Source organism: Labrenzia sp. OB1, assembly GCF_001624695.1.
Classification (GTDB): domain Bacteria; phylum Pseudomonadota; class Alphaproteobacteria; order Rhizobiales; family Stappiaceae; genus Roseibium.
The window spans coordinates 293,498-306,975 of record NZ_JSEP01000005.1 but is presented as its reverse complement, the minus strand read 5'-3'; the positions used below and the strand labels follow the sequence as shown (position 1 = coordinate 306,975).

11 protein-coding genes and 1 pseudogene are annotated in these 13,478 nt (G+C 59.8%); 5 read left to right on the top strand and 7 right to left on the bottom strand.

Features of this window, described 5'->3' with window-relative positions; all coding sequences use genetic code 11:
* The first annotated feature begins 50 nt into the window (after window positions 1-50).
* Window positions 51-527, top strand: coding sequence for an Lrp/AsnC family transcriptional regulator (locus tag OA90_RS09435; protein WP_068409719.1), 477 nt, complete (start codon window positions 51-53; stop codon window positions 525-527).
* Between the two features lie 156 nt (window positions 528-683).
* Here OA90_RS09435 and OA90_RS09430 read toward each other — a convergent pair whose 3' ends face one another.
* From OA90_RS09430 to OA90_RS09415, 4 genes and pseudogenes are all read right to left on the bottom strand, one after another.
* Entirely contained in the window at window positions 684-2,477 is a 1,794-nt protein-coding gene (locus OA90_RS09430; protein ID WP_208986055.1) for a TRAP transporter fused permease subunit, read from the bottom strand.
* A gap of 139 nt (window positions 2,478-2,616) precedes the next feature.
* Window positions 2,617-3,573 (bottom strand): TAXI family TRAP transporter solute-binding subunit, encoded by a 957-nt coding sequence (locus OA90_RS09425; protein WP_068409717.1) that lies wholly within the window; start codon window positions 3,571-3,573, stop codon window positions 2,617-2,619.
* Between the two features lie 337 nt (window positions 3,574-3,910).
* Window positions 3,911-4,591: pseudogene (locus OA90_RS09420) on the bottom strand (cell cycle transcriptional regulator TrcR); the annotation flags it as partial.
* A gap of 153 nt (window positions 4,592-4,744) precedes the next feature.
* Window positions 4,745-5,749, bottom strand: coding sequence for an NAD(P)H-quinone oxidoreductase (locus OA90_RS09415; RefSeq protein WP_068409713.1), 1,005 nt, complete (start codon window positions 5,747-5,749; stop codon window positions 4,745-4,747).
* Between the two features lie 149 nt (window positions 5,750-5,898).
* Between OA90_RS09415 and OA90_RS09410 the strand changes: the two genes are divergently transcribed.
* A complete protein-coding gene (locus OA90_RS09410; RefSeq protein ID WP_068409711.1) occupies window positions 5,899-6,096 on the top strand; it encodes a DUF1192 domain-containing protein in 198 nt (65 codons plus the stop codon).
* A 427-nt stretch (window positions 6,097-6,523) separates the two neighbouring features.
* Complete coding sequence (locus tag OA90_RS09405; protein WP_068409897.1) at window positions 6,524-7,054, top strand: DUF1465 family protein; 531 nt, start codon at window positions 6,524-6,526, stop codon at window positions 7,052-7,054.
* Between the two features lie 175 nt (window positions 7,055-7,229).
* Here the strand turns inward: OA90_RS09405 and rpmE are convergent, their stop codons facing one another.
* The gene (gene rpmE, locus OA90_RS09400) at window positions 7,230-7,454 is read right to left on the bottom strand and encodes a 50S ribosomal protein L31 (RefSeq protein WP_008196026.1); all 225 of its coding nucleotides are present in this window, start codon (window positions 7,452-7,454) and stop codon (window positions 7,230-7,232) included.
* Between the two features lie 322 nt (window positions 7,455-7,776).
* On the opposite strand from rpmE, the gene OA90_RS09395 reads away from it, so the two are divergent.
* Window positions 7,777-9,579, top strand: coding sequence for an ABC transporter transmembrane domain-containing protein (locus OA90_RS09395; protein ID WP_244274575.1), 1,803 nt, complete (start codon window positions 7,777-7,779; stop codon window positions 9,577-9,579).
* Between the two features lie 15 nt (window positions 9,580-9,594).
* On the opposite strand, the gene OA90_RS09390 is transcribed toward OA90_RS09395, so the two are convergent.
* Both OA90_RS09390 and OA90_RS09385 read right to left on the bottom strand, forming a co-directional pair.
* Window positions 9,595-10,386 (bottom strand): SDR family NAD(P)-dependent oxidoreductase, encoded by a 792-nt coding sequence (locus OA90_RS09390; protein ID WP_068409889.1) that lies wholly within the window; start codon window positions 10,384-10,386, stop codon window positions 9,595-9,597.
* A 136-nt stretch (window positions 10,387-10,522) separates the two neighbouring features.
* Window positions 10,523-12,430, bottom strand: a complete 1,908-nt coding sequence (locus OA90_RS09385; protein ID WP_068409886.1) for a propionyl-CoA synthetase — start codon at window positions 12,428-12,430, stop codon at window positions 10,523-10,525.
* Window positions 12,431-12,636: 206 nt separating this feature from the next.
* Between OA90_RS09385 and OA90_RS09380 the strand changes: the two genes are divergently transcribed.
* Window positions 12,637-13,401 (top strand): sulfite exporter TauE/SafE family protein, encoded by a 765-nt coding sequence (locus OA90_RS09380; RefSeq protein WP_068409710.1) that lies wholly within the window; start codon window positions 12,637-12,639, stop codon window positions 13,399-13,401.
* Window positions 13,402-13,478 lie beyond the last annotated feature (77 nt).

Below are 13,478 nucleotides of genomic sequence, written 5' to 3'. Positions count from 1 at the left end.
CATATTTTTAGCTGATACGCCGTCACGTTGGGTCATATGAACCGCTATATATGTTAAAAATAGATCAAATCGATTGCCGCATCCTTGAAGAGCTCCAGCGAGACGCGGCCCAGTCCCAGCGGGAACTGGCCGACAGTATCGGGCTCTCCCAAAACGCCTGCTGGCGGCGCCTCAAGGCGCTGGAAGCCGCGGGCGCCATTCGCAATCACACGGTCTTGTTAAACCGGGAGAAACTGGGCGCCGGTCTCGTGGTCATCATGATGGTCAGGACCCGGCACCATTCCTCGGGTTGGCTGGGAACATTCCGGGATCACGTCTCATCCATCCCGAATGTGGTGGATTTTTACAGGATCGGCGGAGACTATGACTACCTTATCAAGGTAGTAACGCGCGACATGACCAGCTATGACGCGATTTATCAGCGTCTCATATCCGAGGTCGAACTGGAGAACGTGACCTCCTATTTCGCCATGGAAGCCATCGCGGAGCAGCGGCCGTTTCCGGTTCACCGGGCGGACGAGGATTAAATCACGGCGCCATGCATGAATGAGGAGCGCGCTGGCAATTCCCCCTGACGCGTGAGTCAACCACCGGCAAACACCGGAACCAAATGGACCGGGCCTGCCGAAACGCCAAGAGCGCCGACTCCCGGACTCTCTGGATCTCCGGCTCTTCCCTGCGATCTATATCAGGTTGCCCCCGACAAAAATCAAAGCAAGACCGGCGCCTGCCGACAGCAGCCTTTTCCATGGCTTCCGATAGCCGATGATGCCGAACGACACGAGCCCGAGACCCGCCCCGATCTTGACCGCCGACGCCACAGCGGCGATCGGCGCGGTCGATAGCTGGATGACGGACGGATTGGCGATCATGGCAAGCGGAATGACATAGAGGCCAATTCCAAGCGCCATCGCCGTCATCGCGACCTTGAGCCAGTTCTCCCCGACCATGCCTGCTGCAATGAATACGGCTCCGCACACCGGCGGCGTGATCGTCGAGAGCAGGGCGAACCAGAACACGAAGAGATGCGCCTGCAGCGGCTCCAGCCCCTGCTGCATCAGCGCGGGACCGGCAACGGATACACAGATGACGTAAGCGGCGGTCGTCGGCACTTCCATGCCGAGCACAAGACAGGCAAGCGCCGTCAGAAACAGCGACGGCCACAGATACCCGCCCGAACCGGACAGGATCAGGGACGTGATCTTGACCCCGAGCCCGGTGATCGCGAGAACGCCGATGATGATTGACGCGCAGATGATGATGGCTGCGATGACGGAGACCTGCCGCGCCGCGTTCAAGAATGCTTCTTCCATCCTGCGAAGAATTTCCCTGGGATCGAAGGTGCCCCTTGCATTGAAAAAGAGCAGCACGAACCCGGCCAGGATGGCCATGCAGGCCGCATATTGCGGCGTATAGTTGGCAACAAACATGCCGTGGAGCAGGACCAGGAACGGCACCAGGAAAAACGCCGAAGTGATGGCAACCTGCCTCAGGCGCGGCTGATCTTCCCGTGCGACGGAAGCAAGGTCGAAGCGGCGGGCATAGGCATTGATCCCCACCCAGACGGCAAAGAAATACAGGACGGCCGGAAGCAGCGCCGCCGCCATGATCTGGGTGTAGGGTACGCGGGTCAGTTCGACCATGACAAAGGCACCGGCCCCCATCAGCGGCGGCATGATCTGACCGCCCGAGGAGGCCACGGCCTCGACAGCGCCGGCTAGCCTCTTGGGATAGCCGAGCCGGGTCATGGCAGGCAGGGTGATCGCGCCGGTGGAGGCGACATTGGCGGAAGCAGAGCCTGAGATAGATCCGAACAGCGCCGAGGACAGGACCGACACTTTGGCCGCTCCCCCCTTCAGACGGCCCGCCGCGGCGGCGGCAACATTCATGAAGCCCTGTCCCGCCTCCCCCGCGTTCAGCACCGCGCCAAAGATCACGAAGATCGCCACGACATTGACCGATACACCGGTCAGACTCCCCCAGATACCGCCTTCCGCGATTGTCAGCGTTCCCAGAAAGCTGGCAACCGGCGTTCCTGAATGACCGAACTCACCGGGAATGTATTGCCCGAAAAGTCCGTAGGCGAGGGCAAGGGCGGCAACAATCGGCAACGGCCAGCCGATGACGCGCCGCGCCCCTTCCAGAACCGTCACCAGCAGGACGACGGCAATCACGCGTTGGAAGTTGCCTTCCAGAAAACCATACTGGTCGGACAGCGCGGACTGATTGACCGCGACCCAGAGGCAGGCGGCAACTCCTGCGGCGCAGAAAAGTGCGCCGCTCGCCCGCCGGATGGCACCGCCGCCCGCGAAAATGAAAATCCAGGGCAGTGCAAGAGCAAGATGCAACGGCCGGCTGACAAGATTGGGAACAAGCCCTGAAAAGATCAACCCAAGGTGAAAGGCCACGAGAGTGACGGCCAGAACGATCATCGCCGTTCGCCAGAAGAGCGTGTTTGCAGGTTCGCTGCGGATCATGGAATTGCTTGTCTGACCGAGATTGGAATGAGGATTGGCCGGCGCCGGTCGGCACGTCCGGCCAAAAGGATCCGGCGCACGGGGCTGGCAGCAGCTGCTGACGGCCGTGCGCCGGACGTTTCAAGACTTCTCGCGCGGATTACTGCTGCGCGTCGGTGAGGTCGATGCCGGCTTCCTTGTAGTAGCGGACAGCACCGGGATGAAGTTTGCCGGTGATATTCGCCATCAGAGCCTGATCGACACCGTTCCACCAGGGCGCATCCTCGCCCATACCGGCCTTTTGCTCCCAGAAGGTCTTTGTGAGCGTATAGGCCGTATCGTCATCCATGGCCGTGGTCGTGAAGGCGGCGACCGGCAGTGAGGTGGTCGCGATGTCTTCTTCCTGACCGGCATATGTACCCGCCGGGATCACCAGTTTCGCGCGCTTCGTTTGTGCGATCTGGTCGTCGTCGAGGGAAAGGACATGCACATCGGAGGACGCGGCGGCCTCGATGACATTCGGTGCCGGCCAGGAACCGGCGGTTACAAAACCGTCGATCTGACCGTTTTTCAAGGCCGCAACCGCGTTCGACAGCTCGACCTCGGCAAGATCAAACTTGCCTTCCAGGCCGAAGAGCTTGAGATATTTTGCGCCTTCCGTGGCTCCGAACGAGCCCTTGCCGAGCAGGATGGTCTTGCCTTCCATGCCCGCGAAATCCGTCACACCGCTTTTTTCCGACATCACGAAATGCATTGTCAGCGACGGGATCGGAAACAGGGCGCGGATCTCGTCGAACTTCGGATCTCCCTTGCCCTCGAACATCGCTTTCCCGCCCTGGGCCAGCGACACCAGCACCGGCGGAGTGGTGAAGACATAGTCTCCTCCTCTTGCCTTGGCTTCCATCACATTCTGGACGGAGCCCTGGCTCTCCTCGACGGTCACGATCATCTCGCCATCGCTTCCGGCCTTGACGGCTTCGGCGATCTGAACGCCCATCTGATAGTAGGAGGAAGTGGATTTCGCGGACTTGTAGGTGATCCGCGTTTCGGCCTGTGCCTGTGTGACACCAAGGGCAAGAGCCAGCGTTAAGCCCAGCTTGAGCATTTTGTTAGACATCGTTTTCTCCCTGAAAGGCCGGCAGACTATGTCCTGATCGGCAACGTGGCAACGCGTTTTCGCCGCGCATCCGGAAAACCAGGTTTGCAGAACCACAAAAAACCGCCGGCTGTATCGGCCGGCGGTTTGACACCTCGCAACGAAACGGATTGAAACCTTACTTTTCCTTGACGGCTTCGTCAGTTTCCGTGTCGTCAACAGCTTCAGGCTCTGCCTCAGTTTCCGCATCTGCGGCTGTTTCCACCTCAGCTTCGGCCACAACCTCTGCTTCGGCTTCGGCTTGTACCTCGTCGTCGGCAGCACCGGCTTCGTCTTCGCTGACCTTTTTCGGCATGCCAAGGTTCGCAAAGACAGCTTCCGCGTCGATTTCTTCTTCTTCACGCTTGGCAGGTTTGCTCGTACCGAACGAAAAGGCAGCGGCGAGGGCATCATCGCTGGTCGATTCCTCAACCGGCATCAGCGTTTCGACAGGACCGCCGGCGACCGGCTGTGGTGCGTTCTTGGCGGCCTTCTCAACTTCCATATCCAGTTCAAGCTGGCTGCACAGGCTGAGCGTGACCGGATCGGAGGGGGTCAGGTTCGACGAGTTCCAATGGGTACGATCCCGGATCGCGGCGATGGTCGGCTTGGTGGTGCCGACGAGGCGCATGATCTGCGCGTCCTTCAGCTCCGGGTGGTTGCGCACCAGCCACAAAATGGCGTTCGGGCGGTCCTGACGGCGGGAGACAGGTGTGTAACGCGGTCCCTTGCGCTTGGATTCCGGCACCACAACCTTCGAACCCTGAAGCTTCAGCTGGTAGTTCGGATCAGCCTGCGCATTCTCCACTTCCTCGCGGGTCAGCTGTCCCGTCAGGATGGGATCGAGGCCCTTGATTCCCTGCGCGGCTTCGCCATCGGCAATCGCCTTCACTTCCAGCGGGTGAAGTTTGCAGAACGCGGCGATCTGGGTGAAGCTCAGCGCGGTATTGTCCACAAGCCAGACAGCGGTTGCCTTCGGCATCAGCGGCGTGTTCGCCATCGGATAAATTCCTCTCGTCTGCTCCCTCGCCCGGCAGGGCAAAAAAGCGGTGTTCGAATTCCATTTCAAGGGAAGTGGGCGGAATATAGGAGAAATGTCGCCAAAACGCAACGCACTTGCATTCCGGCATTTCCTCGCGCCTTCCTTGGGAATTCAGCCTCCCACGGTCAGGACGATTTTGCCAATATGTCCAGAGCTTTCCATCCGTCGATGCGCCTCCGCGGCCTCGACCAGCGGAAAGGTTGAATCCATGATCGGCCGAATTTGTCCTGATTCGATCAGAGGCCAGACCTTCGCTTCAAGGGCATCCGCGATCGCGGTTTTAAAAGCATCGCTGCGCGGTCTGAGCGTGCTCCCCGTATGCGTCAGCCGCTTGACCATGAGGCGTGAGAAATTCACCTTTTCCGACACTCCGTTCAAGGTCGCGATCTGACAGATCCGCCCTTCGACCGCGGCCGCTTTCCAGTTCCGTTCGACATAATCGCCGCCGACCATATCCAGAATGACGTCAACGCCTTCGCCGCCCGTGACATCCAGAATGACCTTTTCGAACGCCTCCTCACGGTAGACGATGACGTGGTCAGCGCCGAGTTTACGAACAGCCTCCGCCTTTTCCCGCGATCCGACCGTCGTGAAAACCTCGGCTCCGAAGGCCCTGGCAAGCTGGATCGCGGTCGTCCCGATTCCGGAGGTTCCGCCATGAACCAGAAACCGCTCACCGCTTTTCAGACCGCAGCGGTCGAACACATTGCTCCAGACGGTAAAAAAGGTTTCCGGCAACGCCGCGGCTTCTTCCAATGACAGGCCCGTCGGCACTGGTAAGGCATGACCTGCCACTACCTTGCAATACTGCGCGTAACCGCCTCCGGGACACAGAGCCGCGACCTTGTCGCCGATCGCGTGACGCCCACTCCCCTCACCGCAGGCCACCACCTCCCCGGCAACCTCAAGACCGGGAAGGTCGGAAGCGCCCTTCGGCGGCGGATAAGCTCCCGCGCGCTGCAGGACATCCGGCCGGTTCACGCCGGCGGCAGCGACACGGATCAGGATCTCGCCCGCAGCCGGTTTCGGCAGCGGACGGGTTTCGCGCACCAGCACCTCCGGACCGCCAGGTTCGGATATCGCCACCGCTGTCATGCTGTGGGGCAGAATTTGCATAGCACCCTCTCGTTTTTGGTTCATTTTGGGACTGGCTAGGCGATCCGTGCCTGGCATATGGTAAATTCGCTATGAACCTATTTGAAAGACTGCGGATCAGACAAGCGCCAGCGAACGAATTCGCCGGTCATGCGTGAGGGAATGCCACAATGGGTCTGTTTGACGAAGATGTCCCCAGGAAACCCGCCTCCGGCACAATCACCGTTGGCGAAGAATTGTCCACACTTTCAGAGACCGATCTTGCGGAGCGGATCGAGGCGCTGGCCGACGAAATTAACCGCACCCAGCGAGAAATTGAGCAACGTGAGAATATTCGCGATGCAGCCAACTCTATTTTTCAGAAATAACTTGGCAAATTTCTGTAAAAATTGAAATAAACTCCACCCGCATCCGAATTCTGCAGTAAACGGAACAGATAAAAATTAACTTGTTTACCTCCTGTTAATCTTTCCAAATTATAAATTTATACATCCAGTCATCTGGATACGAGTGGCTCCTGTCCACTCTGTTTGACGCCTCCCTGTTAATGACTCAGAGCCGCATTCCAGCGGCTCTTTTTTTTACCTCAACCTCATAGTACAGTGTCGATGTTCTGGTTAATGGCTGTTTACCTTTGTAAATGGCACACGGATTGCTCAGTAAATGGCATGAAGACCTGCATTGTTCCAAAAAAGAACACATTGTCCCGGGTGTATTATCCTGGGTCAGTTTTTGAAGAGATGCATGGTTCAACCGGAAGAGCAATTGAGGCGCAGTAATCCTATGACGGAAGACATGAAAAAAGCTGGTGGTCCTGTTGAAACGGTACACATAGCGCATCACCTGGCCAGCTCCGACAACTTTCAGAGCCTGTTTCAGGAAGGCATGTCGCTTGTGGAAGAAACAGCCATGTATCTGGACGGAGCCGGCCGCGAGGAAGCCAAGCAGCTTCCGCGCCCGACTTCGCTCGCCTATGCCACCGAATCCATGCGCCTGACGACCCGGTTGATGCAACTCGCCTCCTGGCTTTTGCTGCAGCGGGCCGTGAACGAGGGCGAAATGTCCCGCGAACAGGCCGGTAGCGACAAGAACAAGGTTCGCCTCGACAAATTGAGCAGCGCGTCCGGCGGCCCGACCTGGGAAGAGCTTCCCGATACCCTGCGCGATCTCGTCGAACGTTCGACCCGCCTTCAGGAACGCGTGGTGCATCTCGACAAGATGCTCTATCGCAAGGATGAGACGGAGCGGTCCGAAGAAGCCAACAACGACAATCCGGTCGCATCGCAGATCAGCCAGCTCAACGCTGCCTTCGGCAACATCGGCTGACGCCGTTCCGGAAGTTCCACTCAAAAAGCCGCCTCCGGGCGGCTTTTTTAGTTTGCCCGTTTCAGATCGATTTCAAAGTGGCGGGCAGGTAGCCTGTTTCCGCGCAGCTTTTAAAAACAAAAAAACCCGGCCAGAGGCCGGGTTTTTCGAAAACGAAGCAGTTGTCGAAGATTGATCAGGAACCCAGGAAACCAGCAAACTTGTTCTTGAAGCGGGACACGCGTCCGCCGCGGTCCATCAACTGACGGTCGCCGCCGGTCCAGGCCGGATGAGACGTCGGATCGATGTCGAGCTGCAGGGTGTCGCCTTCCGCACCATAGGTGGAGCGGGTGGTGAATTCGGTACCATCGGTCATGACGACCTTGATGGTGTGGTAGTCGGGATGGATATCCGCTTTCATGACCGGTCCTTTCAAACGCCTCGAAACGTCTTTCCGTAAAAGTCGCAACGTCAGCGCAAACGAGATAAAGGGCCGCCGATCCGGATGCGGACGCCGCCCTCAGAAACATGAAGCGGGGATATACCCCAAGGCGCATGGCAAGACAAGGGGCAAAATCCGGCAATCTTCTCCTGTCTTCCGGAAAGAAAGCGGCGTGTGCGCCTACACTTCTCCCGGGCTCCCCGGGGCATGGCCACCCCCACCGTGCACCCGGACTTGACCTATGGCATTGAGCCCGTCGCCGAACATGTTAAAGACGGTCGCAAACGACGAGGAGACCCCTTTGGCCGACGCCCAAGCTACAGACATAAACTCCCCAGCGGGATCATCGCGAAAGTCGCTCAGGCCGTTGACCCGGCTGCTGCCCTATCTGCTGAGACACAAGGGTTTCGTGACAGCCGCGATCGTCGCGTTGTTTTCTGCGGCCGTCATCACCCTGATCCTGCCCGCTGCCGTCCGCCGGATGATCGACTTCGGGTTCGGGGCCGATGACCCGGCTCTGGTCAACTCCTACTTCGCCGTCCTTGTCGGGGTCGTCTGCGCTTTGGCCCTGGCAAGCTCCATCCGTTATTTCCTGGTGATGTGGATCAGCGAACGGGTGGTGAGCGACGTCCGCTCGGATGTCTTTGCCCATCTGACCCGGCTCAGCCCCGCCTTCTATGACAGCGCGAAATCCGGAGAAATCCTCTCCCGCCTGACAGCGGACACGACGCAGATCAAGTCGGCCTTCGGCGCGAGCGCCTCGCTTGCCATGCGCAACCTGATCATGTTCGCCGGCGCATCGGTGATGATGGTCGTCACCAGCCCCCGCCTCTCCGTCATTGTCCTGGCGGCAATCCCCGTCATTCTTGTTCCGATTCTGGGCTTCGGACGCCAGGTGCGCAAAAGGTCCCGCTTTGCCCAGGACACGCTCGCGGACGCCTCCGCCTTCGCCGGCGAAATGCTCGGCGCGGTCCGCACCCTGCAGGCTTTCACCCATGAGAGCCGCAGTGCAGATCATTACCGCAGCGCAGTCGAGGCCGCGTTTCAGGCGGCCCGCCAGGCGATCATGGCCCGTGCGGCACTGACCGGTTTTGCGATTTTCGTCATCGGCGCCAGCATTGTCGCGGTTCTGTGGATCGGTGCCAGCGATGTCTTCTCCGGCCGCATCACCGGCGGTGAGCTGAGCCAGTTCCTGCTCTACTCGATCCTGGCGGCCGGATCCCTGGCTGCATTGTCGGAGGTCTGGGGTGAACTCTCCCAGGCAGCGGGCGCCGCCGAGCGTCTCTCCGAACTTCTGGAAATCCAGCCGGAAATCAGCGCGCCCGCCGATCCCGTCCGCCTGCCCGAAACGCCAAGGGGCGAAATATCCTTCGACCACGTTTCCTTCGCATATGAAAACAGCAAGTCCCTGCCCGTTCTCACCGACCTGGCGCTGACGGTTTCTCCCGGTGAAACCGTGGCGGTGGTCGGCCCGTCAGGAGCCGGCAAATCAACACTCTTCAGCCTTCTGATGCGCTACTACGACCCGACGGCGGGATGCATCCGGCTGAACGGCGTGGATATAAGACAGCTCGATCCGCAAGACCTGCGCGGGCACATTGCCCTGGTCCCCCAGGACACGGCCATTTTCGGTGCAAGCATTGCGGAGAACATCGCCTATGGCCGGCCCGGCGCCTCCCGGGAAGAAATCATCACCGCCGCGCAGGCAGCCCTTGCCGCGCCTTTCATCGAAACAATGACGAACGGCTACGACACCATGGTGGGCGAGCGCGGCATAACCCTCTCTGGAGGCCAGCGCCAGCGGATCGCCATCGCGAGAGCTGTCCTCAAGAGCGCCCCGGTCCTGCTCCTTGACGAGGCCACCAGCGCTCTCGATGCGGAAAGCGAGAACCTCGTCCAGCAGGCACTCGACCGGCTGATGGAAAACCGCACCACGCTGGTGATCGCCCACCGGCTTGCAACCGTGTTGAAAGCCGACAGGATCCTGGTGATGGAGGGAGGACGGATTGTCGAAACCGGAACCCACGCTGAACTCAGCGCCGCCGACGGCCTTTACGCCAAGCTCGCCCGGCTCCAGTTCGGAGCCGAGGAAGAAATGGCTTAAGCGGCAGGAAGACGCTTAATCCTCGTCCGGCACGGCGACCGTATAGTTCAGCGGCAACCTGCCGCCATCGGCAAAGACGGTCTGCCCGGTGACGTAGCTGGCATCTTCGGACGCCAGGAAGGCGACAACGCCGGCAATCTCGGACGGCTCGCCGATCCGCAGCATTGGCGTGCGGGACATGATGCGGTTCTTCGCGGCAGGATCATCGTTCACGCTTGCGAGCATATCGGTCATGATCGATCCCGGACCGACCGCGTTGACCCGGATGCCATATTGGGCCAGCGACAGCGAGGTCGCCTTGGTCAGCTGCGACAGCCCCCCCTTGGAGACGCAGTAGGGGATCTGGTTGGGGATCGCCAGAACCGCATTGATCGACGACATGTTGACGATGCAACCCGGAGCGCCGCCGCCTTCCACCTTCTCGACCATGTGGCGGGCAACCGCCTGCGAACACAGGAAGGCCCCCTTCAGGTTGATGGAAAGAACCCGGTCGAAATCATCTTCTTCCAGCTCCAGGAAGTCGGCCCCGGCGACAATTCCGGCATTGTTGACCAGAACATCGATGTCGCCATGGGCGTTCAGCGTTTCTGCGACCAGATTGCGCACGTCCAGGCGCTCGGCAACATTGCAGTGGATATACATTGCATCGCCCAGGGAACTCAGATCCCCGGCCGCGGCCTCTCCGGCCTCATCGTCAACATCGGCGATCACGACCTTCGCGCCGTCCATGACGAAACGCCTGGCGATGGCGAGCCCTATACCCCGGGCTGCACCGGTTACGATGGCGACCTTATTTTCCAAAGACACGGAAACCCTCACGGCTGCTTGAGTAAATTCGCACCGCGTCAGAGACACGGGCCGCTGCGCGGCGGCCCGACATTAAGAGGCAAAACAGGCGCTGTCGATGGCCGTTATTGGCCTCCGTCACCGGCGTTTCGATTTATCAAACGGAAATACCGTGTGTTTTCAAGGCGTCGCTGATTTCATCCAGGATCGCCGGATCATCGATGGTCGCCGGCATCCTGTAGGTCTCGCCATCAGCAATCTGGCGCATCGTGCCGCGCAGGATCTTGCCTGACCGGGTCTTGGGAAGACGCTCCACCGTAATCGCGATCTTGAAGGCGGCAACAGGTCCGATCTTCTCGCGCACCAGTTTGACAAGTTCCTTTTCAATCTCGTCATGGGAGCGGTCAACGCCTGATTTCAGCACCACGAACCCGCAGGGCAACTGGCCTTTCAGCTTGTCCGCAATACCGATCACCGCGCATTCGGCAACATCGGGATGGCCCGCCAGAACCTCTTCCATGCCACCGGTGGACAGTCTGTGGCCGGCAACATTGATGATATCGTCTGTCCGCGCCATGATCGACAGATAGCCGTCGTCATCGATCACCCCGGCATCGGATGTCTTGTAGTAGCCGGGAAATTCCGCCAGATAGGCGTCGAAAAACCGCTCGTCGGCATTCCAGAGCGTCGGCAGCGCGCCCGGCGGCAAGGGCAGTTTCACAACGATGTTGCCCAGCGTGTTCGTTCCCAGCGGATGGCCGGCATCGTCCAGCACCTGCACGTCGTATCCGGGCATGGGAACCGTGGGGGAACCGGGTTTCACCGGCAATTGCCCGAGACCGAGCGGGTTGCCGACAATGCACCAGCCGGTCTCGGTCTGCCACCAGTGATCGATAACCGGCACCTGCAGTTTGTCGATCGCCCAATTGACAGTTTCGGGGTCGGCGCGTTCGCCGGCCAGGAACAGCGACCGGTATCGTGACAGGTCGTATTTCTCGATCAGTTCCCCGTTGGGGTCTTCCTTGCGGATCGCCCGGAAGGCCGTCGGTGCCGTGAAGAGCGACACCACGTCGTGGTCCGAAATCACCCGCCAGAAGACACCCGCGTCAGGCGTGCCCACCGGCTTGCCCTCGAACACGACAGTCGTGCAGCCATGCAGCAGCGGCGCATAACAGATGTAGGAATGACCGACCACCCAGCCGACATCGGACGCGGCCCAGAAGACCTCCCCCGGCTGGATATCGTAGAGATTGCTCATCGACCATTTGAGCGCGACCATATGGCCGCCATTGTCGCGCACCACTCCTTTCGGCTGGCCGGTCGTGCCGGAAGTGTAAAGAATATAAAGCGGGTCGGTGGCCTTGACCGGAACCGGGGCAATTCGCCGGCCGGCTGTCTTTGCCTCCTCCTGCAGGGCGCCGAGATCATGGTCCCTGCCCTCCACCAGACCGGCTGTCAGTTCCTCTCTCTGGAACACAAGACAGCTTTCCGGCTTGTGCCTCGCCTGCTCGATCGCCGCATCGATCAGCGGTTTATAGGCGATCACCCGGCCCGGCTCGATGCCGCAGGACGCGGCGATAATGGTTTTCGGGGTGGCATCGTCGATGCGGGTCGCCAGTTCATTTGCGGCGAAACCACCGAAGACGACGGAATGAACGACACCCAGGCGCGCGCAGGCGAGCATCGCCATCACCGCGTGCGGCGTCATCGGCATGTAGAGGATCGCCCGGTCACCCTTCTCCAGTCCCTGGTCCGCAAGAACGCAGGCAAGTGCCTCGACCTCCTCCAGCAGTTCCGAATAGGTGTAGGTTGCGGTTCTGCCGGTGATCGGGCTGTCATAGATCAGCGCCGGCTGTCCGGGCCGCCCACGCTCGACATGACGGTCAAGGCAATTGTAGCAGGTGTTGCATTGCCAGTCGGGGAACCAGCTTCCGTATCGCCCCTCATCGGTATCGAACACCCGGTCGGATGTCGAGATCCAATCGATTTCCGAGGCCGCATTCTTCCAGAATGCCAGCGGATCGTCCTTCCAGCCCTGATAGACCTCGTGATACCGGCTCGCCATGACCTCTCCTCCCAGATAGCCTCCCGCCACGGCCGCAATCATCTGATGGGAACCGAACCGGGCTTTTGCCCGATAGAGTGCTGTAAGGGCATGCGGAAATGCAAGCCTCCGCGTATAAGCAATTCGGTGGTCGGGACTTTACGTAATCATTCTGGCATGCTTGTCTGCCGGTCCTGTCCTGATCCCAGATCCCGCCTTCAAAGCTCATGTCCCCGATTACAGATCCCTGGTTTTATGCCGCCGCCATACCGTCCGTGTTTCTCGTCGGCCTTTCCAAGGGTGGCTTCGGCGGCACATTCGCCATGCTCGGCGTCCCGGTCATGGCGCTCGTCGTTTCGCCGCTGCAGGCAGCGGGCATCATGCTGCCGATCCTGATCGTCATGGATGCGATCGCGCTCCTCGCCTACAAGGGACGCGCCGACTGGAAAAGCCTGATCATCCTGTTTCCGGCAGCCCTCGTGGGAATCGGTGCCGGTTGGGCCGCCGCCGCCTACGTCAACGATTCCTTCGTCACCCTGCTGGTCGGCGTCATTTCCATCGCCTTTGTCGCCGACTATGTCTTTGTTCGGCGCAAGGAAACCACCGCACCGGGCCACAATGTGCCCAAGGGCACCTTCTGGGGGGCTGTCGCCGGTTTCACCAGCTTTATCAGCCATACGGGCGGCCCCCCGTTCCAGATGTATATGCTGCCGCTCCGCCTCGCTCCAATGCTGTTTGCCGGTACGGCCGTGATTTTCTTTGCCACCATAAATGCCATCAAGCTGGTGCCCTATTTTCTTCTCGGCCAATTCGATTCCACAAATCTGACGACCTCGGTTACGCTTTTTCCGGTGGCCCTGATCGCCACTCTGGCCGGGGTTCGCCTGGTGCGTATCGTCAAGGCGGAAACTTTCTACGGCATCATCTACGTCTTCATGGCGGTGATCGGCGTCAAACTGACCTATGATGGCATTTCCGTGTTCTTCGTCTAGGCGCGGTTGCCAATGAGGCATTGCGTGCTGTCCGGATTCCGGTTTTGATTTCGGAAAAAGGATTGAGGGAGGAAGAC

Bases quoted from the DNA above. Each gene is read 5' to 3' on its own strand.
- OA90_RS09435 (WP_068409719.1), top strand. From the start codon at position 51: ATGTTAAAAATAGATCAAATCGATTGCCGCATCCTTGAAGAGCTCCAG.
- OA90_RS09430 (WP_208986055.1), bottom strand. From the start codon at position 2,477: ATGATCCGCAGCGAACCTGCAAACACGCTCTTCTGGCGAACGGCGATG.
- OA90_RS09425 (WP_068409717.1), bottom strand. From the start codon at position 3,573: ATGTCTAACAAAATGCTCAAGCTGGGCTTAACGCTGGCTCTTGCCCTT.
- OA90_RS09415 (WP_068409713.1), bottom strand. From the start codon at position 5,749: ATGCAAATTCTGCCCCACAGCATGACAGCGGTGGCGATATCCGAACCT.
- OA90_RS09410 (WP_068409711.1), top strand. From the start codon at position 5,899: ATGGGTCTGTTTGACGAAGATGTCCCCAGGAAACCCGCCTCCGGCACA.
- OA90_RS09405 (WP_068409897.1), top strand. From the start codon at position 6,524: ATGAAAAAAGCTGGTGGTCCTGTTGAAACGGTACACATAGCGCATCAC.
- rpmE (WP_008196026.1), bottom strand. From the start codon at position 7,454: ATGAAAGCGGATATCCATCCCGACTACCACACCATCAAGGTCGTCATG.
- OA90_RS09385 (WP_068409886.1), bottom strand. From the start codon at position 12,430: ATGGCGAGCCGGTATCACGAGGTCTATCAGGGCTGGAAGGACGATCCG.
- OA90_RS09380 (WP_068409710.1), top strand. From the start codon at position 12,637: ATGTCCCCGATTACAGATCCCTGGTTTTATGCCGCCGCCATACCGTCC.